Consider the following 21770-nt stretch of genomic DNA (forward strand, 5'->3'; position numbering starts at 1 on the left):
GGGCGAAAAAGCGGCGAATTTATGTCACTTTTTCCGCCAAACAGCCATAAAAGCTGGCGATCACTGGAGTAAAATAGAAATAACGATGTCAGTAAGGACCCGCAGCCATGCCATTAAATGCACAACAACAGGCCGCCCAACGCAATCTTTCTTATCTGCTTGCAGAGAAACTCGGCCAACAAATTCTGGCGGGCGATTATCAGGCCGGCAGTATCCTGCCCGGTGAAATGGAATTGGGCGAACAATTCGGCGTTAGTCGCACCGCGGTACGCGAAGCGGTAAAGATGTTAGCGGCCAAAGGCATGTTGCTGCCACGCCCGCGCATCGGCACCCGCGTGATGCCGCAGAGCCAATGGAACTTCCTCGATCAGGATTTACTGACCTGGTGGATGACGCGGGAAAACTTCGACCAGGTAATGCAACACTTCCTTATCTTGCGCACGTCGCTGGAACCACAGGCCTGCGCACTGGCAGCGAACCACGCCAGCCCGCAACAAACCAAGCTGTTGGCGGAACTGATGGCGGAAATGCGCGCGCTGCATACCGAATTCGATCGCGAGCGCTGGATCCAGGTCGATACCCAATTCCACCAGCTCATCTACGAGGCCAGTGGCAACCCGTTCCTGACCTCGTTCGCCAACCTGTTCAGTTCGGTGTACCAGAGTTACTTCCGCGCCATCACCGGTAATGAAGTGATCAAGCTGCGCCATCATCAGGCTATCGTCGATGCGATACTTGCCGGAGACAGCGCCGGCGCCCTCGCCGCCTGCCAGGTGCTGCTGAAAGAGAAAGACTAGACACGCCCCCCGCTTATATAGAAGAAAGAGACGAGGGACAGACGACCATTTAACCAGGACCGATCATGACCCAATCCGCGCGCAGTATGGCAGGACTACCGTGGATCGCCGCAATGGCGTTCTTTATGCAGGCGCTGGATGCCACCATCCTCAACACGGCGCTGCCGGCGATCGCCCACAGCCTGGGGCATTCACCGTTGGCGATGCAATCGGCCGTCATCAGCTACACGCTGACGGTAGCGATGCTGATCCCGGTCAGCGGCTGGTTGGCGGACCGTTTCGGCACACGCCGCGTGTTCATCTTCGCCGTCACATTATTCACCCTCGGCTCACTGCTGTGCGCCCTGTCACCAACGCTGGGCGTGCTGGTCGCCTCTCGCGTGCTGCAAGGCATCGGCGGCGCGATGATGATGCCGGTGGCGCGCCTGGCGCTGCTGCGCGCCTACCCGCGCAGCGAACTGCTGCCGGTGCTGAACTTCGTCACCATGCCCGGCCTGGTCGGGCCGATTTTGGGGCCGCTGCTGGGCGGCTGGCTGGTGACCTACGCCACCTGGCACTGGATTTTCCTGATCAATATCCCTATCGGCCTGCTCGGCATCTTCTATGCACGCAAATACATGCCGGACTTCACCACGCCCAAGCGCCGCTTCGATTTCCTCGGCTTTATGCTGTTTGGCCTGAGCCTGGTGCTGATCTCCACCGGGCTGGAATTGTTTGGCGAGCGGGTGCTGGCGAGCTACGTTTCGCTGGGCATTCTGCTCAGCGGTTTCGTGATGTTGTTCGGCTACATCGCCCACGCCCGTCGCCATCCTCAGCCGCTGATCGGTCTCGACCTGTTCCAGACCCGCACCTTCTCGGTCGGCATCGCCGGCAACGTCGCCTCAAGGCTGGGCACCGGCTGCGTGCCGTTTTTGATGCCATTAATGCTGCAGGTGGGATTCGGCTATACGGCGATCGTCGCCGGCTGCATGATGGCGCCGACTGCCATCGGCTCACTGATGGCTAAATCCACCGTCACGCAGGTGCTGCGCTGGTTCGGCTACCGTAAAACGCTGGTCGGCATCACCGTTATCATCGGGGTGCTGATCGCGCAGTTCGCCCTGCAAAGCCCGGGCATGCCGCTGTGGCTGATGATCCTGCCGCTGTTCATGCTGGGCATGGCGATGTCCACCCAGTTCACCGCTATGAATACCATCAGCCTGGCGGATTTGAACGACGCCAACGCCAGCGCCGGCAACAGCGTGCTGGCGGTCACCCAACAACTCTCCATCAGCTTCGGCGTGGCGATCAGCGCGGCGGTGCTGCGTTTCTACGAATCCTTGTCGTTAGGCACCATGATCGACCACTTCCATTACACCTTTATCACGATGGGCATCGTCACCGTGGCCTCGGCGCTGGTGTTTATGTTGTTGAGAAGGAAGGATGGCCGCAATTTGATCAGCGGCCAGGAAAGCAAGAAAGAAGCGGAGGCGACGAGTTAACGGCGGCCCACCGAGGCGCGCTCCACCAGCTCGGGTGTCAGCACCAGCACCTGAGGCGCGCGATCCGGGTTTTGCAGGCGGTTGATCAGCGCGTCGATCGCCAGTTCGCCCAGCGAATCCTTCGGTTGATGAATGGTGCTCAGCGGCGGCGCCAGATAGCGTGCCAGTTCAATATCATCGTATCCCATCACCGCCATATCCTGCGGCACGGAGAGCCCGGCCTGATACAGCGCCTGATAAACGCCCACCGCCACCGCGTCGTTGCCGGCGAACACCGCATGCGGCGGCTCGTCCAACGCCAACAGCTGGCGCATGGCGTTTACGCCCCCCTCAAATTCAAAATCGCAATGCACTTCATACCCCGGCGGAACCGGCAACCCAGCGCGCCGCATCGCGTTGCGATAGCCTTCCAGCCGGTGACGGGCGGTGGTTTTATCCTGCGGGCCGGCGATACAGGCGATCTTGCGATAGCCGCAGGCGATCAGATGATCGGTCGCCATCTCGCCGCCCAGCAGCGAGTTATCCTGAATAATGTCGTTGGCGCCTTCGAACGGTGCCCAATCCATCATCACGATCGGCAATGACGGATAGCGGCTCAGGGCATCCTGCGATGGCCGGTGATTTTCGGTACACATCAACAGTAAACCGTCGACGCGCTTTTGCAGCAGCGTCTCCATGCTGCGGTTCATGCGTGCGGCATCTTCTTCGGTGTTGCACAGGATCAGGCTGTAGCCACGCTCATAGCAGCTGCGCTCCACGCCGCGCACCACTTCGGCATAAAACGGGTTGTTGCTGGCGGTCACCAGCATACCGATGGTGCGCGTCTGATTGAGCTTCAGGCTGCGCGCCAGCGCGGAAGGCGCGTAGTTCAGCTGTTCCACGGCCGCCATGACCTTGTCGCGCACGCTGTCGCTGACAAAGCGATTGTTGTTGACCACATGCGACACGGTAGAGGTTGAAACGCCCGCCAGGCGAGCGACATCTTTCATGGTGGCCAAAGGATCACCCCTGTTGCTGCAAGAAGGCGTCGATCTCTTCGCGCCAGGGCACCGAAGGTTGCGCGCCGGGGCGGGTCACGGCAATCGCCGCCGCCGCATGGGCGAAACGCACCGCGTCGGCCATGATCTTGCCTTCCAGCAAGGCGGTTACCAGCGCACCGTTAAAGGTGTCGCCGGCGGCGATGGTATCCACCGCGCGCACCTTGAAGCCAGGCACCAATTTGCCGTTACCGTTTTCGCTCAGCCACACGCCGCGGCTGCCGAGGGTGATGATCACCGTGGCGATGCCCTTGTCGTGCAGCGCCTGCGCCGCGCGCGCCGCATCGGCGTCGTTGTCGACGGCGATGCCGGTCAGGCGCTGAGCTTCGGTTTCATTGGGGGTGATCATATCGATCATGCCCAGCAGCTCGTCCGGCAGTTCGCGCGCCGGGGCCGGGTTGAGGATCACCTGCGTTTGATGCTGCTTCGCCAGGCGGGCAGCGGCGATCACCGTCTCCAGCGGCGACTCCAGCTGCATCAGCAGGGCGTCGGCGTCGATCACTTGTTGTTGGTAGCGCGCCAAATAGTCCGGCGTCACCGCGGCGTTGGCGCCGGCATCGATGCCGATCACGTTCTCGCCCTCGGCGTTGACGAAGATCAGCGCCACGCCGGTGGTGCTGTCGGCAATGGCTTCGATCGGTTGGGTATCAATGCGATCGCTCGCCAGCTGTTGGCGGATGCGCTCGCCGATATCATCGGCGCCCACGCAGGCGATAAAGGCAATCTCCGCGCCGCTGCGCCCGGCCGCCACCGCCTGATTCGCGCCCTTGCCGCCAAACGCTACCTTATACTGTTTCCCGATCACCGTTTCGCCCGGCTGGGGAAACTGTTCAATATTGAGGATATGGTCGGCATTGATGCTGCCCAGAACCACCAGCTTACCTGTTTCCATCGCATTGATTCCTGAATTGCGCGCCATCGTAAACGCCCCGTCCCGATGGCGCCGGTATGACTTATTTGGTGACCAGTTTCAAATCGACCGGAATGGTTGCCGGCACTTTTTCGCCTTTCAGCACTTTATCGGCAGTTTCCACACCGATTACGCCGATCTGATCGGGGCGCTGCGCCACGGTCGCCGCCAGCTTGCCGCCTTCAACCGCTTTCACGCCGTCGGCGGTGCCGTCGAAGCCTACCACGATCACGTCGGTTTTACCGGCGGTTTGCAGCGCGCGCAACGCACCCAGCGCCATCTCGTCGTTCTGGGCGAACACCGCCTGCACATCCGGGTGCGCGGTCAGCAGGTTCTGCATCACGTTCAGGCCCTTGGTGCGATCGAAGTCAGCCGGCTGGCTGGCCAGCAGTTTGAATTTATTCTGATCCAGCGACTGTTCGAAGCCTTCGCCGCGTTCACGCGCGGCGGAGGTGCCGGCAATGCCTTCCAGTTGAATCACTTTGGCATCGGTGCCCACTTTCTTGGCGATGAAGTCGCCGGCCATTTTGCCGCCCACGCGGTTATCCGAAGCGATGTGGCTCACCACGTCGCCCTTGCTCGCCACGCGGTCCAGCGTGATGACCGGGATTTTAGCCTGGTTGGCCATCTTGATGGCGTTGCCCACCGCGTCGGAGTCGGTCGGGTTGATCAGCAACAGCTTAGGCGCCCGCACCATCAGATCCTGCACGTTGGCCAGCTCTTTCGCCGGGTTGTTTTGGGAGTCCAGCACCACCAGGTTGTAGCCCAGCTTGTTGGCCTCTTGCTGCGCACCGTCTTTCATCGAGACGAAGAACGGGTTATTGAGGGTGGACACCACCAGCGCGATGGTGTCTTTGGCCATGGCATTGGCGCTCAGGGTGGCGCTCAGCGCGATGGCGGAGGCTAAGGTTGCCAGTTTTTTCATTTTCATCATCGTGATTCCTGTAGGGGGAGGTTACTTGTTGCTTTTGTTATCTACCAGAACCGCCAGCAGTATCACCACTGCCTTCACGATCATTTGGTAGTAGGAAGAAACACCCAATAAATTCAGACCGTTGTTCAGGAAGCCAAGGATCAGCGCCCCGATCAGCGTACCGACGATGCGGCCCTTGCCGCCGGCCAGGCTGGTGCCGCCCAGCACCACGGCGGCGATGGCGTCCAGTTCATAGCCGGTGCCGGCGGTCGGCTGCGCCGACGACAGACGCGCCACTTCGATCACCCCGGCCAGCGCCGCCAACAGGCCGCACAGCGAGTAGACGATAATCTTCACTTTATCGACGCTGATGCCGGACAGGCGGGTCGCCGCTTCGTTGCCGCCCAGGGCATAAATATAGCGGCCCAGGCGCGTATGGTGCAGCATATACCAGGCGGCGATGAACACGATCGCCATGATCCAGATCGGCGTCGGCACACCCAGCGGACGGCCGATGCCGAACCAGCCGAAGGTGTCGGCCACGTCGGTGAAACCGGTGTTGACCGGGCTGCCGTTGGTGTACACCATGGTGACGCCGCGCAGCAGCAGCATCATCACCAGCGTGGCGATAAAGGCCTGCACTTTGCCTTTGGCGACGATCACCCCGGTGCAGGCGCCGACCGCGGCGCCCAGCGCCAATGCCGCCGCTACCGCCACCAGCGCGTTGACCTCAAAGCCGACGATCGACGCCGCCACCGCGCCGGTCAACGCCAGCAGCGACCCCACCGACAGATCGATGCCGGAGGTGAGGATCACCAGCGTCATCCCCACCGCCATGATGGCGTTCACCGAGGTCTGCTGCAGAATATTGAACAGGTTGTTCAGGGTGAAGAAGTTCGGGCTCATGGAAGAGACCACGGCGATCAGCACCAGCAGCGCAATCAACGACTTCTGCTCTAACAGCCATTCTTTACTGAACCAGCGCTTAGCTGCGATAGTCTGGGAACTCATATCTGATTACTCCTGCTTTACGCCGTATTGCTTGCCGACGGCTGCCGCCATCAACGCTTCCTGGGTGGCCTGTTCAATCGGGAACTCGCCGCTGAGATGCCCTTCGTGCATCACCAGAATGCGATCGCTCATGCCCATCACCTCCGGCATTTCCGAAGACACCAGAATGATGCTCAGCCCTTCCTGTTTGAACTGGTTGATTAACTGATAGATCTCTTTTTTGGCGCCGACGTCGACGCCGCGCGTCGGCTCATCGAGGATCAGCACCTTCGGCCGGGTCATCAGGCCGCGGGCGATCGCCACTTTTTGCTGATTGCCGCCGGAGAGCAGGCCGATCGGCTGCTCCATCGACGGCGTTTTGATATTGAACAGGCGAATGAAATCCCCCACCGCCTGCCGCTCGTCGGCCTGTTTCAAGCTGCCGTCGGCGCGGCTGAAGTAGCGCAGCGCGGTCAGCGACATGTTTTCCTTCACCGACATCCCCAGCACCAGGCCATCGCGCTTACGGTCTTCCGAGATATAGACGATGCCGTTCGCCAACCCGTCCTGCGGCGAATGGGTGACCACGTCGCGGCCGTCCAGGTTGACGGCGCCGGCTTTGCGCGGCGCGGCGCCGTACAGGATCTTCATCAATTCGGTGCGTCCGGCGCCCATCAGCCCGGCCACGCCGAGGATCTCGCCGCGGTACAGCGTAAAGCTGACGTCTTCAACGCCGGGGCCGGAAAGGTGGCTGACTTCCAACCGTTTTTCCCCGCGCGGCAAATCAAGGCGCGGGTACTGCTCTTCCAGCTTGCGGCCGACCATCATTTCAATCAGCGAATCTTCCTGCAGCTCGCTCACCGGCCGCTCGGCGATGAACTGCCCATCGCGGAATACGGTAACGTCGTCGCAGATTTCAAAAATCTCTTTCAGGCGGTGCGAGATATAGACGATACCGCGCCCTTCGGCCTTCAGCTCGTTAATCACCTTGAATAGCGAGGCGGTTTCGGTGTCGGTCAGCGCATCGGTCGGTTCGTCCATGATGATCACTTTCGATTCGAAACTCAGCACCTTGGCGATTTCCACCATCTGCTGATCGCCGATCGACAGCTCACCCACCAGCCGGTGGCTGCTGTAACGCAGATTGAGGCGCGCCAACAAGCGATCGGCCTCGGCGTACATGCGCTTCCAGTCAATGCGGCCGAAACGGTTGACGAACTCGCGGCCGAGGAAGATGTTTTCCGCAATCGTCAGCTGCGGGATCAGGTTCAGCTCCTGATGGATAATGCCGATGCCCGCTTCCTGCGAATCCTTAGGCCCGTTGAACGCCACCTCTTTACCGAGAAAATACTGGCTGCCGGCGTCTTTCTGATAGATGCCGGTCAGCACTTTCATCATGGTGGACTTCCCGGCGCCGTTTTCCCCCACCAGCGCCATCACTTTGCCAGGATAAACGCTGAGTGCGGCGCCGGACAGCGCCTTCACGCCGGGAAAGGCTTTATCAATCCCTTTCAGTTGCAGTAAAGGTTGCATACACGCCTCAGAAAGTTACGCCGGCGCACAGGATCACGTTCGCGTAAGGCGAACATTCCCCGCTGCGGATCACCGCCCGGCTGTGCTCAGTTTGCGCTTTAAACGCCTGATGGCTGATATAACACACGCTGATGGTATTGCCCTGGCGTTGGCCCAGTGCAGTCAGTTCAGCCAACAATGCCTCGTGGAGCGACGGATTCTGTTTCACGATCTCTTCCGCCATGATGGCGCTTTCTACCTGCATCTCTTGCGTGACCGTCGCGAACACCTGCATGAAGGTCGGCACACCCTGCGTCAGCGCCAAATCGATGCGCTGCGTCGCCGCCGGTATCGGCAGGCCCGCATCGCACAGGGTGAGCTGATCGGTATGCCCCAGCCGGGCAATCACGGCAGACACGTCGGAATTCAGTAATACGCCTTTTTTCATCTTCTCACTCCGCTAGCGAAACGTTTCGCTCTCTGGGGAGAGTTTAAAAAAACGGCAGGGGAAGGCAACCGGGACGATGCAGAAGTGTGATCGTTATCGAAACGTTTCGTTCAACCGTGAACAAAGCGCAAACAAAAGGGGCTCAGCATAGCTGAGCCCCTGTCAGGCGGGTTAGATCTCGACCTGCGTACCGAGTTCGATCACCCGGTTCGGCGGGATCTCAAACTGATCCGGCGCGCGCAGCGCGTTGCGGCTCAGGGCGACGAACAGCTTGCCGCGCAGGTAGAGGTACCACGGCCGCTTGGTGAGGATCAGCGACTCATGGGACATAAAGAACGACGTCTCCGACATGCGGCACGGCAACCCTTCCAGCCCGCAGCGGTGGAACACCTCCTCAACGTTCGGCGTTTCGCGCCAGCCGTAGCTGGCCACTACCCGCCAGAAGGTTGGCGACAGCTGTTCGATGGTCACTCGGCGCACGTTGTGTACGTAAGGCGCATCCTCGGTGCGCAACGTCAGCAGCACCACGCGCTCATGCAGCACCTTGTTGTGCTTCAGGTTGTGCAGCAACGCGAAAGGAATAACGTTGGTGGCGCGCGACATAAACACTGCGGTGCCCGGCACCCGCACCGGCGGCGATTTCTCCAGCGAGGCGATCATCGCTTCCAGAGAGTTGCCGTGTTCGTGCAGGCGGCGCAGCAGGCGGAAGCGCTCGCTCTTCCAGGTGGTCATAATGATGAACATCACCAGCGCCAGCGTCAGCGGCAGCCAGCCGCCGGAGAACAGCTTCAGGGCGTTGGCGGAGAACATCGGCACGTCGATGATCAGCAAGATGGTCACGATGCCGAGCACCAGAAAACGCTTCCAGTGCCAATTGTTAATCGCCACCGAGGTCACCAGAATGCTGGTCAGTACCATGGTGCCTGTCACGGCGATGCCATAAGCCGCCGCCAGGTTGCTGGAGTGTTCGAAACCGATGATCACCAGCACCACCGAGATGTACAGCGTCCAGTTGATCACCGGAATATAGATCTGGCCGGATTCCATTTCCGAGGTGTGAATGATGCGCATCGGCGACAGATAGCCCAGGCGCACCGCCTGGCGAGTCAGCGAGAACACGCCGGAAATCACCGCCTGCGAGGCGATCACCGTCGCCAGCGTCGCCAAAATCAGCAGCGGGATCAGCGCCCAGTCCGGCGCCAGCAGGAAGAACGGGTTTTTGATCGCCTCAGGGTTTTTCAACAGCAGCGCACCCTGACCGAAGTAGTTGAGCACCAACGAAGGCAATACCACGGTGAACCAGGCCAGGCGAATCGGGAACTTGCCGAAGTGCCCCATATCGGCGTACAGCGCCTCGACGCCGGTGATCGACAGCACCACCGCTCCCAGCGCAAAGAACGACACCTTCTTATATTCCACGAAGAAGTTGAGCGCCCATTTGGGGTTCAGTGCCTGCAGCACTTCCGGGTTCGACATGATGCTGCGCGCGCCCAGCACCGCCAACACGATGAACCACAGCAGCATCACCGGGGCGAACAGCTTGCCGACGCTGCCGGTACCGTGCTTTTGGATAGCGAACAGCAGCGTCAGCACCAGAATGGAGAGCGGCACAATATAAGCGTCGAGCGCGGGTGCAGCGATTTCCAACCCCTCGATCGCCGACATCACCGAAATCGCCGGGGTGATCACCACCTCGCCATAGAAGAAGCTGCCGCCGATCAGGCCCAGTATCACCAGCACCGCGGTAGTGCGCGCCGAGGTGTTGCGCCCGGCCAGCGACATCAGCGTCAGAATACCGCCCTCGCCGGCGTTGTCCGCGCGCATCACGTAGGTGAGATATTTGAGGGAAACGATCACGATCAGCATCCAGAAAATCAGCGACAGGAAGCCGAAAACCACGTCTGGACGAACATCGAAGCCGTAATGGCCGGAGAAACACTCTCTCAGCGTATAGAGAGGGCTGGTGCCGATATCACCGTAGACCACACCGATGGCCGCCAGGGTTACCGCCGATAAGGACTGTTTATGCTCTGCGCTCATAGTTCGTTTCTTTATCAGAACATCCGTTAGCGATGCATCCGCATCAGGCAAAATACGGGCTCAAAGATCCGTCACGCCCACCAGAAAGCCGCACAGTATGCACCATTTATACCGCTTGCCTACCCTTATATCAGAGCCGAAAAATAAACAAAATGTGAACCGGATATCCGGCTGAACTTAGAAAACTTTTATGAATCAACACGCTATACCATTAAAAATAATGGTGGTTTATCATCGGATTATCGACCAAGATTGGCTAACTCTCGGACAACGCGACGATTATATGACGCCATCATCCCTTCTGGCAGAACGAATTTCCCGCCTCAGCAGCGCGCTGGAGAGCGGCCTTTATGAGCGGCAAGAGGCGATCCGCCTGTGCCTGCTGGCGGCGTTGAGCGGCGAAAGCGTATTTCTGCTCGGCCCGCCCGGCATCGCCAAGAGCCTGATCGCGCGCCGGCTGAAGTTTGCCTTCCGCAACGCCCGCTCCTTTGAATATCTGATGACGCGCTTTTCCACGCCGGAAGAGGTCTTCGGCCCGCTGTCGATCCAGGCGCTGAAAGATGAAGGGCGTTACCAGCGCCTGACCGCCGGCTATCTGCCGGAAGCGGAGATCGTGTTTCTGGACGAGATCTGGAAGGCCGGCCCGGCGATCCTCAACACCCTGCTGACGGCGATCAACGAACGCCGCTTCCGCAACGGCAACAGCGAAGAGCCGATCCCGCTGCGCCTGCTGGTCACCGCTTCCAACGAACTGCCCGAAGCGGACAACAGCCTCGAAGCCTTATATGACCGCATGCTGATCCGCCTGTGGCTGGACAAAGTGCAGGATAAACAAAACTTCCGCTCGCTGCTGGTCAACCGCCAGAGCGAAAGCCAAAACCCGGTGCCGGCGGCGCTGAGCATCAGCGACGAGGAGTTCCTGCAGTGGCAGCCGCAGATCGACAAGGTAGCGCTGCCGGAAGCCTGCTTTGAGCTGATTTTCCAGCTGCGCCAACGGCTGGACGCGCTGGAGCAGGCACCTTACGTTTCCGACCGCCGCTGGAAAAAAGCCCTGCGCCTGCTGCAGGCCTGCGCCTTCTTCAGCGGGCGTGACGCCATCGCGCCGCTCGATCTGATGCTGCTGAAAGACTGTCTGTGGCACGATCTCACCTCGCTGAAGCTGCTGCAACAGCAGATCGATCAGCTGCTGACCGAGTCGGCCTATCAGCAGCAGTCGATGCTGATCCAGCTGCAACAGATCCATACCCGCTGGCTGCAAGATCAGCAGCAACAAAGCGACCGGCAGGCCATCAGCCTGGTGAAAAAGGGCGGTATGTTCAGCCGTAAGCCGCAATATGCGCCGGCCACGCCGTTCGCCGGCGGCACCCTCACCTTGCTGCTGCAAAAACCGCTGCAGCTGCATGACATTCAGGTCAACCATCTGAGCATCGACAGCAGCGCGCTGGACAACTGGCTGCAAAAAGGCGGCGACGTGCGCGCCAAGCTGAACGGCATCGGTTTTGCCCAACCGATCGATTTGGAGGTCGACGACCAGCTGCACCTGACGGTGCTGGACGTCAGCCGCCAGCCTTCGCTGCTGGCGCTGCCGGGCAAACAGGCCACCGCCACGCCGCAGGCGCTGCTGGATGAAATGGACGCGCTGAACCTGCGTTTGGCGGAGCAACGCCGCGCCTTTAGCCAGCATCAGCCCTGCCTGTTCACACCCGCCGCCGGCCTGGCCAAGATAGAAGCCAGCCTGCTGCAGGTGGCGGAACAGGTTAAACAGCAACAGCAGCAAATGCGCGGCCAGTAATCATGCTCAGTCTGGAGACGCTCGATCTGCTGCTGGCGATCACCGAAGGCGAGATGATCGAGGAGATGATCGTCGGCATGCTGGCGGCGCCGCAGCTGTCGGTGTTCTTTAAAAAGTTTCCGGCTCTTCGCCGGGCGCTGGATCGCGATCTGCCGCGCTGGAAGCTGCAGCTCAAAGAACGCCTGCAGGAGGCCATGGTGCCGCCGGCGCTGGCGCAGGAGTTTTATCGCTACCAACAGTGCCAGCTGGAGAACAACACCCAGTTCTATCACAACCTCAACGACACGATGGAGCTGCTGCGCCAGCTGGTCTCTCCGTTTTATGAGCAGGCGCGCGCACTGGTGGACGCCGCCGATTTGCCCAATCACCCGCTGGACGACAGTTTCCAAACCCTGTTCCTGCAACGCTGGCGCATCAGCCTGACGCTGCAGGCCACCATGTTGCACCACCAACTGCTGGAACAAGAGCGCGAGCAGCTGATGGCGGAGTTGCAGGAACGCCTGGCGCTGAGCGGCGCGCTGGAGCCGCTGCTGTCGGAAAACGACACCGCCGCCGGCAGGCTGTGGGACATGAGCAAAGGCCAGCTGCAACGCGGCGACTACCAACGGCTGGTGGAGTACGGCAACTTTTTGCAGCAACAGCCGGAGCTGAAAAAGCTGGCGCAACAGCTGGGTCGCAGCTATCAGGCCAAAGCGGTACAGCAGCAGGACGCACAGCCCGAACCATTCAGGGTGATGGTGCAGGTGCCGGCCACGCTGCCGGAAGAAGTGAGCGGCATTCATCAGAGCGACGACATCCTGCGCCTGTTGCCGCCGGAGCTGGCGACGCTGGGCATTGAAGAACTGGAATACGAGTTTTATCGCCGCCTGCTGGAAAAGCGGCTATTGAGCTATCGCCTGCAGGGCGACGTCTGGCAGGAACAGATCCTGATCCGCCAGGTCACCCACCAGCAGCAGGATCAACAACCGCGCGGGCCGTTTATCGTCTGCGTAGACACCTCGGGATCGATGGGCGGTTTCAACGAACAGTGCGCCAAAGCGTTCTGCCTGGCGCTGCTACGCATTGCGCTGGCGGACAACCGCCGCTGCTACATCATGCTGTTCGCCAACCAGATCGTGCATTACGAACTCACCGCCGCCAGCGGCCTTGAACAGGCGGTGCGCTTTCTTGGCCAGCAGTTTCGCGGCGGCACCGATCTGGCGGCCTGCCTGAACGCCACCGTCACCAAAATGGCGGAGAGCGGTTGGTTCGATGCCGATGCGGTGATCATTTCCGATTTTATCGCTCAGCGCTTGCCGGAGGAGGTAATAAAGAAGGTGAAACAGCTGCAGCAAAGCCACCAGCAGCGTTTTCATGCCGTGGCGATGTCCGCCTACGGCAAACCCGGCATCATGCGCATCTTCGATCACATCTGGCGCTTCGATACCGGGCTGAAAAGCCGTTTGATGCGCCGCTGGCGGCGCTAGGCGGGATTAGAGCAGGCCTTCGACCGCTCCGCGCACTTCCGGTGACCACACGCCGCACTGCACCTGGCCGATATGCGACAGTTGCAGCAGCAACATCACCAAACGCGACTGGCCGATGCCGCCGCCGATGGTCTGCGGCATATCGCCACTCAGCAGCGACTGGTGCCATTCCAACTTCATGCGCTCTTCATCACCGGTCAGCGCCAACTGGTATTTCAGCGCGGCGGCGTCGACGCGGATGCCCATAGAAGACAGCTCGAAAGCGTCCTGCAGCACCGGGTTCCACACCACGATATCGCCGTTCAGGCCCGCCAGGCCATCCGCCGCCGGCGTGGTCCAGTCATCATAATCCGGCGCACGCACATCGTGCGATTTGCCGTGCGACAGCTTGCCACCGATGCCGATCAGGAACACCGCACCCAGCTCTTTGGCGATCGCCCGCTCGCGCCCTTTGGCGTCCAGATCCGGATAACGCTGCAGCAGGGTTTCGCTGTGCACAAAGTGGATCTGTTCCGGCAGGAACGGGGTCAGGCCATACTCGTGGCTAACTTCCGCCTCCGTCGCCTTGATCGCGGCATAGATGCTGCGCACGGTGCTTTTCAGGTAGTCCAGGCTGCGTTCGCCGTCACCCATCACCCGCTCCCAATCCCACTGATCGACGTATACCGAGTGGATCGGCGTCAGGCGATCTTCATCCGGGCGCAGCGCCTTCATATGGGTGTAGAGGCCTTCGCCGGCACCGAAATCGTAGCTGCCCAGGGTTTTGCGTTTCCATTTCGCCAGTGAATGCACCACTTCGAAGGTGGCGTCCGGCAGGGTTTTGACTTTAACCTGCACCGCTTTCTCGCTACCGGAGAGGTTATCCTGCGTGCCGTCGCCCAGACGGCTGAGGATCGGGGCCTGCACTTCGATCAGACCGAGCTGCTGCTCCAGCTGGCGGGAGAAGAAGGATTTGACCTGGCTGATTTGTTGTTGTTTTTGGATAAACTGTTTTTTCATTGCCGTATCTCTTGTAAACCTGTCTCTGTTGCCATCGATTAAGCAACAAAATGATACGCCAATTCAATATCCACTAATCAATATTGCCTTTTCACTTTTAATCGTTCATTTTTACCCGGACAGAATTCAACAATCGTTAATTAATGGGGGATTAAATGGCGGAAATTTATCAGATCGATAATCTCGATCGCGGCATCCTCAACGCCCTGATGGACAACGCGCGCACGCCGTACGCCGAACTGGCGAAAAACTTCGCCGTCAGCCCAGGCACCATTCACGTGCGGGTGGAGAAGATGAAACAGGCCGGGATCATCACCGGCGCACGCATCGACGTCAGCCCCAAACAGCTGGGCTATGACGTGTGCTGCTTTATCGGCATCATATTAAAGAGCGCCAAAGATTATCCTTCAGCGCTGAAGAAACTGGAAAGCCTGGAGGAAGTGGTGGAAGCGTATTACACCACCGGCCACTACAGCGTCTTCATTAAAGTGATGTGCCGCTCGATCGATGCGCTGCAACAGGTACTTATCAACAAGATCCAGACCATCGACGAGATCCAGTCTACCGAAACGCTGATCTCGCTGCAGAACCCCATTATGCGCACCATCGTGCCGTAACCCGTCAAATTGCATACCCACATTATCCACAGGTAGATCCCAGCCGATTCACAGCGTACAATGCAGCCACTTTGAGTGAGAAGGTTGGGATCGTTGGTTCATGGCAGACATTACTCTGATCAGTGGCAGTACGCTTGGCAGCGCCGAATACGTGGCTGAACATTTGGCTGAAAAGCTGGAAGACGCGGGTTTCTCTACCGAGATGCTGCACGGCCCTGAACTGGATGAACTGCCGTTGACCGGCCGCTGGCTGGTAGTCTCTTCCACACACGGCGCCGGCGAACTGCCGGATAACCTTCAACCACTGCTGGAACAGATCGCCGAACAACAACCGGATCTTTCCGAGGTGCAGTTCGGCGCCGTCGGTTTGGGCAGCTCGGAATACGACACCTTCTGCGGTGCGATCAAACAGATCGACGATCTGTTGATCGCCAGAGGCGCGAAAAGGATCGGCGATCGTCTCGAGATCGACGTGACCGAGCATGAAATTCCCGAGGATCCGGCCGAGGAATGGGTAAAAAACTGGATTAATTTACTCTAATTCGTCTAAAGATCGCGCGAACGATTGTGGATAACTAAGCTTAAAAGCAGGGTAAAAGCCGTAGTTATCCCAATAACAACCGTAGTGCGCTTTTTGTCCTGTGCATAACAAGCCTTTTAGATCCCAGCTTATCTGCGTTGGGATCACCGATCATTCACAGCAAACGATCCTCCTTAATCTGCTGATCTTCATCGTGAATAGTCACTTATCCACAGAGGATCGCGATCCTAATAAGAGATCCAATAAAGAGATCTTTAAATAAAAAAGATCTTCTTTTAATTACCGACGATCCTGACCACTTGGTCGATCGTCTAAACTTGAGTAGAATCCCCCACCCCAGGGCAAATAACGATCTTTCGCAATACGGCGAGGTGCAGTTCCATGTTTTATCCAGATCAATTTGACGTCATCATCATCGGTGGTGGCCATGCAGGTACCGAGGCCGCCATGGCCGCGGCGCGCATGGGACGTCAGACTTTATTATTGACACACAATATCGATACGCTGGGGCAGATGTCCTGCAACCCGGCGATTGGCGGTATTGGTAAAGGGCATCTGGTTAAGGAAATTGATGCACTCGGTGGCCTGATGGCCACGGCGATCGACCATGCGGGTATCCAGTTTAGGATACTAAACGCCAGCAAAGGCCCAGCCGTTCGCGCCACTCGCGCTCAGGCGGACCGCGTACTGTATCGCCAGGCGATCCGTACCGCATTGGAGAACCAACCCAATCTAATGATCTTCCAACAGCCGGTGGAGGATCTGATCGTCGAGAACGATCGCGTAGTGGGCGCTGTTACCCAAATGGGCCTGAAATTCCGCGCCAAGGCCGTGGTATTGACCGTAGGGACTTTCCTGGACGGTAAGATCCATATCGGCCTGGAAAACTACAGCGGCGGCCGCGCTGGGGATCCACCTTCGATCTCACTGTCGCAGCGTTTGCGTGAACTGCCGCTACGCGTTAACCGCTTGAAAACCGGTACGCCACCGCGTATCGACGCCCGCACTATCGATTTCAGCGTACTGGCGCCACAACACGGCGATACGCCGGTGCCAGTATTCTCGTTCCTGGGCGATGCCAGCCAGCACCCGGAGCAAATGGCGTGCTACATCACCCATACCAATGAAAAAACCCATGACGTGATCCGCAACAACCTCGATCGCAGCCCGATGTATGCCGGGATCATCGAAGGGATCGGCCCACGTTACTGCCCATCGATCGAAGACAAGGTCATGCGTTTTGCCGATCGCAACGCACACCAGATCTTCCTCGAGCCGGAAGGCCTGACCAGCAACGAGATTTACCCTAACGGGATTTCCACCAGCCTGCCGTTCGACGTACAGATGCAGATCGTCCGTTCGATGGAAGGGATGCAGAACGCCCGTATTATTCGCCCTGGTTATGCGATCGAGTACGATTTCTTCGATCCGCGCGATCTGAAACCGACGCTGGAAAGCAAATTCATTCAAGGTCTGTTCTTCGCTGGTCAGATCAACGGCACCACCGGGTATGAAGAAGCCGCCGCGCAGGGCCTGCTGGCCGGTCTGAACGCCGGGCGTTTCGCCAACGAACAAGAAGGCTGGGCGCCACGTCGCGATCAGGCCTACCTCGGCGTGCTGGTGGACGATCTCAGCACCCTCGGTACCAAAGAGCCGTACCGCATGTTTACCTCGCGCGCCGAATATCGTCTGATGCTGCGTGAAGACAACGCCGATCTCCGCCTGACGGAAAAAGGCCGTGAACTGGGCCTGGTAGACGACGTGCGCTGGGCGCGTTACAGCGAAAAGCTGGAGCGGATCGAACGCGAGCGTCAGCGTCTGCGCGACATCTGGATGCACCCGCACGCCGAGAACGTCGAACAGGTCAATGCGTTGCTGAAAGCGCCACTGTCGCGTGAAGCCAACGGTGAAGAGCTGCTGCGTCGCCCGGAGATGGATTACGCGCAGTTGACCGGCACCGATGTCTTCGCGCCGCCGTTGGACGATGTACAAGCCGCCGAACAGGTTGAGATCCAGGTCAAATACGAAGGCTATATCGCTCGCCAACAGGAAGAGATCGAAAAACAGCAGCGCAACGAGAACACCGTGTTGCCGCTGGATCTCGACTACCGTCAGGTTTCAGGTCTGTCGAACGAGGTGATCGCCAAGCTGAACGATCACAAACCGAACTCCATCGGCCAGGCTTCACGCATTTCCGGCATTACGCCGGCGGCGATCTCGATTTTGCTGATCTGGCTGAAAAAGCAGGGACTGCTGCGCCGCAGCGCATAAATCCCGTATCCAGGCGGCCGTTTGTTCATCCCGTAACCAAACGGCCGCTGACATCACTTGCGCCCTGAATTATCATAGTCGCCTCATTGCACCAGCTGAAAAACCGCTGGTCGTTCAGCGCCTGCCAGAGGATCCGTTGTGCAAAAAAAATTAGACTCGCTGCTCGCGGCCGCAGGCATTGAGCTGCCCGATCAGCAGAAACAGCAGCTGCTGGGCTATGTCGGCATGCTGGATAAATGGAACAAGGCTTACAACCTCACGTCGGTGCGCGATCCACAGCAAATGTTGGTGCGCCACATCCTCGACAGCATCGTGGTCAATCCGCATCTGCAAGGTTCACGTTTTATTGATGTCGGCACCGGCCCTGGTTTGCCGGGCATTCCGCTGGCGATCGTGCGCCCGGACGCGCATTTCACGCTGCTCGACAGCCTGGGCAAACGCGTGCGTTTCCTGCGTCAGGTGCAGCATGAACTGGGCTTGAACAATATCGAACCGGTGCAGAGCCGCGTTGAAGCGTTTCCGGCCGAGCCGCCATTCGACGGTGTGATCAGCCGAGCGTTCGCTTCGCTGCAGGATATGCTGTCCTGGTGTCATCACCTGCCGGCGAAAGGGCAGGGGCGTTTCTACGCGCTGAAGGGCGTGCGCCCAGATGAAGAACTGGCACAGCTGCCGGCTGGCGTCAGCCTGGAGTCTATCGTGCGGCTACAGGTGCCTGAACTGGAAGGCGAGCGTCATTTGGTGATTCTTAAGGCAAACTGAGTTTGCTTTTGATCAAACAAGCGTGAATTAAAGGGCACACGGCGCAGAAAGATAAGCAGGCTAATTAATTGGCCGCTTTTTTTAGTTAATTTACTTCCCATTAACACAAAAAACGCGGCTAATTAGCGACAATAGAGTAATTGCATTCGGAAATAGTCACGTTAGCAATCATGTGTGAAAGATTAGACCATGCTGCTAATGTTAATTGGCTGTTGGAATATTGCCCCGTTGCTTGTCAATAAAAGGTTTTCATCGGGTATACGGATTGTTTTTGAACAGTTAACTGGTAATGTTTTGATTTATATAATTTTTTGATCGCTCAAATTGCTAAAGACTGTTTGAACGACCATCGGCTATAAATCAAGAAGGGACATTATTGTGATCGGCTTCGCGTTTCCAAACGCAACGCTGGAATAATCAGACAATTAAATGCGCCCTATTATTCCGACCGTTTTCTTGTGAAAATAGGCTGGAATAGGGAAATTTAAATAATTGTTCACCTTTTCGCTACTTATCGATTGAATTCGTTGGTATGCCCCGTATAATTTGCTCGTTTTTTGCTGCTTGACTCAGGACAGCAAAAACAGTTGTATACGTCACTCAGCATACCCCCTCTGGGGTACGGAGAGAACAAACGTCATGTCTGTGTCCCTTTACAGCGGGAAAGTCGCACGCAAACTGCTGTTTTTGCAGTTAATGACTTTTGTTCTGATCAGCGTTGCTTTCTGGCTGAAAAGTCCGGAATGGAGCGCTTCGGCGCTGGCAGGCGGTCTCGCTGCCTGGTTGCCGAGTGCAATGTTTATGCTGTTTGCCTTGCGCCATCAGGCGCAAACGCCGGCGCCCGGTCGGGTTGCCTGGTCGTTCGCCATCGGCGAGGGGCTAAAGGTCGTGGTCACCATCGTTTTGCTGATCGTGGCGCTGGGGGTGTTCAAGGCGGAGTTTATACCGCTTGGCCTGACCTATTTAGCGGTGTTAGCGGTGCAGATAGTGGCACCGGCCGTGATTAACAGTTACCGAACTTAACTAAATAAGGGTAAGAGGCATCATGTCTGCAGGAGAAGTCTTGACTCCACAGGAGTATATCGGTCACCACCTGACGCAGCTTCAGGTCGGGACTGGGTTTTGGTCGATTAACCTCGACTCGATGTTTTTCTCCGTCGTCCTCGGGGCGCTCTTCCTGGTGATCTTCCGTAAAGTGGCCAAAAACGCCACCAGCGGTGTGCCGGGTAAACTGCAAACCGCAGTGGAGCTGGTGGTCGGTTTCGTCGACAGCAGCGTGCGCGACATGTACCACGGCAAGAGCAAGGTGATTGCGCCGCTGGCACTGACCGTGTTCGTCTGGGTGTTCCTGATGAACCTGATGGACCTGATCCCGGTTGACTTCCTGCCTTATCTCGGCACCCACGTTCTCGGTCTGCCTGCGCTGCGCGTCGTGCCTACCGCCGACGTGAACGTCACGCTGTCGATGGCGCTGGGCGTGTTTATCCTGATTCTGTTCTATAGCATCAAAATGAAAGGCGTTGGCGGGTTCGTTAAAGAGTTGACCATGCAGCCGTTCAACCACCCTGTATTCATTCCTATCAACCTGATTCTTGAAGGTGTCAGCCTGCTGTCCAAACCTGTTTCACTGGGTCTGCGACTGTTCGGCAACATGTATGCGGGTGAGTTGATCTTCATCCTGATTGCCGGCCTGTTGCCGTGGTGGTCACAGTGGGTCCTGAGCTTGCCTTGGGCTATCTTCCACATCCTGATCATTACGCTTCAAGCCTTTATTTTCATGGTTCTGACGATCGTCTATCTGTCGATGGCGTCTGAAGAGCACTGATTTTCTTAAAACACTTGCACTTTTAAACTGAAACAAACTGGAGACTGTCATGGAAAACCTGAGTATGGATCTGCTGTACATGGCTGCCGCTGTGATGATGGGTTTAGCGGCAATCGGTGCTGCGATCGGTATCGGCATCCTGGGTGGTAAATTCTTGGAAGGCGCTGCTCGTCAGCCTGACCTGATTCCTCTGCTGCGTACACAGTTCTTTATCGTTATGGGTCTGGTCGACGCCATCCCGATGATCGCTGTAGGTCTGGGTCTGTACGTGATGTTCGCCGTCGCGTAAGTAGAGTAACCCTCTACGACGTAACCAAACTATTAACTTTTAAAGAGGCATTGTGCTGTGAATCTTAACGCAACAATCCTCGGCCAGGCCATCGCGTTCGTTCTGTTTGTCTGGTTCTGCATGAAGTACGTATGGCCGCCGATCATGGCTGCCATCGAGAAACGTCAGAAAGAAATCGCTGACGGCCTCGCTTCTGCAGAGCGTGCCAAAAAAGATCTGGACTTAGCGCAAGCCAATGCGACCGACCAGCTGAAAACTGCTAAAGCAGAAGCTCAGGTGATCATCGAGCAAGCGAACAAACGCAAAGCTCAGATCATGGATGAAGCGAAAGCCGAAGCCGAGCAGGAACGTAACAAAATCGTGGCGCAGGCTCAGGCTGAGATCGAAGCCGAACGTAAGCGCGCTCGTGAAGAGTTGCGTAAGCAAGTCGCGATGCTGGCAATTGCCGGCGCCGAGAAGATCATCGAACGTTCCGTGGATGAAGCTGCTAACAGCGACATCGTTGATAAACTGGTCGCTGAACTGTAAGGAGGGAGGGGCTGATGTCTGAATTTGTAACTGTAGCTCGCCCCTACGCCAAAGCAGCTTTTGACTTTGCCGTTGAGCACCAAAGCGTAGAGCGCTGGCAGGACATGCTGGCGTTTACGGCTGAAGTCACTCGCAATGAACAGATTTCTGAACTGCTGTCTGGCGCGGTTGCGCCAGAAACGCTGTCCAAGACGTTCATCGCGGTTTGTGGCGATCGGCTCGACGAACATGGCCAGAACTTTATCCGTGTAATGGCCGAAAATGGACGTTTACTGGTTCTTCCTGCCGTGCTGCAGCAGTTCATCGAACTGCGCGCCTCGCTGGAATCCACCGTCGAAGTCGAAGTGCTCTCTGCGAGCGCGCTGAGCGACGAACAGCAGGCGAAAATCGCCGCTGCGATGGAAAAACGTCTGTCACGCAAAGTTAAGCTGAATTGCAAAATTGACAAGTCTGTACTGGCCGGCATCGTTGTTCGCGCCGGCGATATGGTGATTGATGGCAGCGTTCGCGGTCGTCTTGAACGCCTGACAGACGTCTTGCAGTCTTAAGGGGACT

Annotated in this window: 21 protein-coding genes; 13 read left to right on the plus strand and 8 right to left on the minus strand. The window is 57.9% G+C overall.

Annotated features, from left to right (window positions below; all coding sequences use genetic code 11):
* Positions 1–107 precede the first annotated feature (107 nt).
* The gene (locus BHU62_RS14100) at positions 108–797 is read left to right on the plus strand and encodes a FadR/GntR family transcriptional regulator (protein ID WP_073532572.1); all 690 of its coding nucleotides are present in this window, start codon (positions 108–110) and stop codon (positions 795–797) included.
* A 65-nt stretch (positions 798–862) separates the two neighbouring features.
* Positions 863–2278, plus strand: coding sequence for a multidrug transporter subunit MdtD (gene mdtD, locus BHU62_RS14105; protein WP_073532573.1), 1416 nt, complete (start codon positions 863–865; stop codon positions 2276–2278).
* Here mdtD and rbsR read toward each other — a convergent pair.
* From rbsR to kup, 7 genes are all read right to left on the minus strand, one after another.
* The gene (gene rbsR, locus BHU62_RS14110) at positions 2275–3276 is read right to left on the minus strand and encodes a ribose operon transcriptional repressor RbsR (RefSeq protein ID WP_073532574.1); all 1002 of its coding nucleotides are present in this window, start codon (positions 3274–3276) and stop codon (positions 2275–2277) included. The genes mdtD and rbsR overlap by 4 nt on opposite strands.
* Positions 3277–3280: 4 nt before the next feature.
* Positions 3281–4207, minus strand: coding sequence for a ribokinase (gene rbsK, locus BHU62_RS14115; RefSeq protein ID WP_073532575.1), 927 nt, complete (start codon positions 4205–4207; stop codon positions 3281–3283).
* A gap of 61 nt (positions 4208–4268) precedes the next feature.
* Complete coding sequence (gene rbsB, locus BHU62_RS14120; RefSeq protein WP_073532676.1) at positions 4269–5156, minus strand: ribose ABC transporter substrate-binding protein RbsB; 888 nt, start codon at positions 5154–5156, stop codon at positions 4269–4271.
* A gap of 24 nt (positions 5157–5180) precedes the next feature.
* A complete protein-coding gene (rbsC, locus tag BHU62_RS14125; RefSeq protein ID WP_019455467.1) occupies positions 5181–6149 on the minus strand; it encodes a ribose ABC transporter permease in 969 nt (322 codons plus the stop codon).
* Positions 6150–6155: 6 nt separating this feature from the next.
* On the minus strand, positions 6156–7661 hold the full coding sequence (gene rbsA / locus BHU62_RS14130) for a ribose ABC transporter ATP-binding protein RbsA (protein ID WP_073532576.1): 1506 nt from the start codon (positions 7659–7661) through the stop codon (positions 6156–6158).
* A 7-nt stretch (positions 7662–7668) separates the two neighbouring features.
* Positions 7669–8088: a D-ribose pyranase gene (rbsD, locus tag BHU62_RS14135; RefSeq protein WP_073532577.1), complete on the minus strand. Its 420-nt coding sequence runs from the start codon at positions 8086–8088 to the stop codon at positions 7669–7671.
* Positions 8089–8259: 171 nt separating this feature from the next.
* Entirely contained in the window at positions 8260–10128 is a 1869-nt protein-coding gene (kup, locus tag BHU62_RS14140) for a low affinity potassium transporter Kup (protein ID WP_073532578.1), read from the minus strand.
* Between the two features lie 283 nt (positions 10129–10411).
* Between kup and ravA the strand changes: the two genes are divergently transcribed.
* Both ravA and viaA read left to right on the plus strand, forming a co-directional pair.
* Entirely contained in the window at positions 10412–11920 is a 1509-nt protein-coding gene (gene ravA / locus BHU62_RS14145; protein ID WP_088776056.1) for an ATPase RavA, read from the plus strand.
* Positions 11921–11922: 2 nt separating this feature from the next.
* Entirely contained in the window at positions 11923–13386 is a 1464-nt protein-coding gene (gene viaA / locus BHU62_RS14150; RefSeq protein WP_073532580.1) for an ATPase RavA stimulator ViaA, read from the plus strand.
* Positions 13387–13392: 6 nt separating this feature from the next.
* Here viaA and asnA read toward each other — a convergent pair whose 3' ends face one another.
* Positions 13393–14385, minus strand: coding sequence for an aspartate--ammonia ligase (asnA, locus tag BHU62_RS14155; protein ID WP_073532581.1), 993 nt, complete (start codon positions 14383–14385; stop codon positions 13393–13395).
* A gap of 155 nt (positions 14386–14540) precedes the next feature.
* Between asnA and asnC the strand changes: the two genes are divergently transcribed.
* From asnC to atpH, 9 genes are all read left to right on the plus strand, one after another.
* On the plus strand, positions 14541–15002 hold the full coding sequence (asnC, locus tag BHU62_RS14160; RefSeq protein ID WP_004933786.1) for a transcriptional regulator AsnC: 462 nt from the start codon (positions 14541–14543) through the stop codon (positions 15000–15002).
* A 100-nt stretch (positions 15003–15102) separates the two neighbouring features.
* Positions 15103–15543 (plus strand): FMN-binding protein MioC, encoded by a 441-nt coding sequence (mioC, locus tag BHU62_RS14165; protein ID WP_016929621.1) that lies wholly within the window; start codon positions 15103–15105, stop codon positions 15541–15543.
* 381 nt (positions 15544–15924) lie between these two features.
* Positions 15925–17814 (plus strand): tRNA uridine-5-carboxymethylaminomethyl(34) synthesis enzyme MnmG, encoded by a 1890-nt coding sequence (gene mnmG, locus BHU62_RS14170; protein ID WP_073532582.1) that lies wholly within the window; start codon positions 15925–15927, stop codon positions 17812–17814.
* Between the two features lie 138 nt (positions 17815–17952).
* A complete protein-coding gene (gene rsmG / locus BHU62_RS14175) occupies positions 17953–18573 on the plus strand; it encodes a 16S rRNA (guanine(527)-N(7))-methyltransferase RsmG (RefSeq protein WP_060424113.1) in 621 nt (206 codons plus the stop codon).
* A gap of 639 nt (positions 18574–19212) precedes the next feature.
* The gene (gene atpI, locus BHU62_RS14180) at positions 19213–19596 is read left to right on the plus strand and encodes a F0F1 ATP synthase subunit I (RefSeq protein WP_073532583.1); all 384 of its coding nucleotides are present in this window, start codon (positions 19213–19215) and stop codon (positions 19594–19596) included.
* A 22-nt stretch (positions 19597–19618) separates the two neighbouring features.
* The gene (atpB, locus tag BHU62_RS14185; protein ID WP_025160299.1) at positions 19619–20398 is read left to right on the plus strand and encodes a F0F1 ATP synthase subunit A; all 780 of its coding nucleotides are present in this window, start codon (positions 19619–19621) and stop codon (positions 20396–20398) included.
* Between the two features lie 49 nt (positions 20399–20447).
* Positions 20448–20687 (plus strand): F0F1 ATP synthase subunit C, encoded by a 240-nt coding sequence (gene atpE / locus BHU62_RS14190; RefSeq protein ID WP_004093904.1) that lies wholly within the window; start codon positions 20448–20450, stop codon positions 20685–20687.
* 57 nt (positions 20688–20744) lie between these two features.
* Entirely contained in the window at positions 20745–21215 is a 471-nt protein-coding gene (gene atpF, locus BHU62_RS14195) for a F0F1 ATP synthase subunit B (protein ID WP_004933804.1), read from the plus strand.
* A 14-nt stretch (positions 21216–21229) separates the two neighbouring features.
* Entirely contained in the window at positions 21230–21763 is a 534-nt protein-coding gene (atpH, locus tag BHU62_RS14200; protein WP_073532584.1) for a F0F1 ATP synthase subunit delta, read from the plus strand.
* Positions 21764–21770 lie beyond the last annotated feature (7 nt).

The sequence above is a fragment of the Serratia marcescens genome (genome assembly GCF_001902635.1).
Lineage (GTDB): Bacteria > Pseudomonadota > Gammaproteobacteria > Enterobacterales > Enterobacteriaceae > Serratia > Serratia marcescens_F.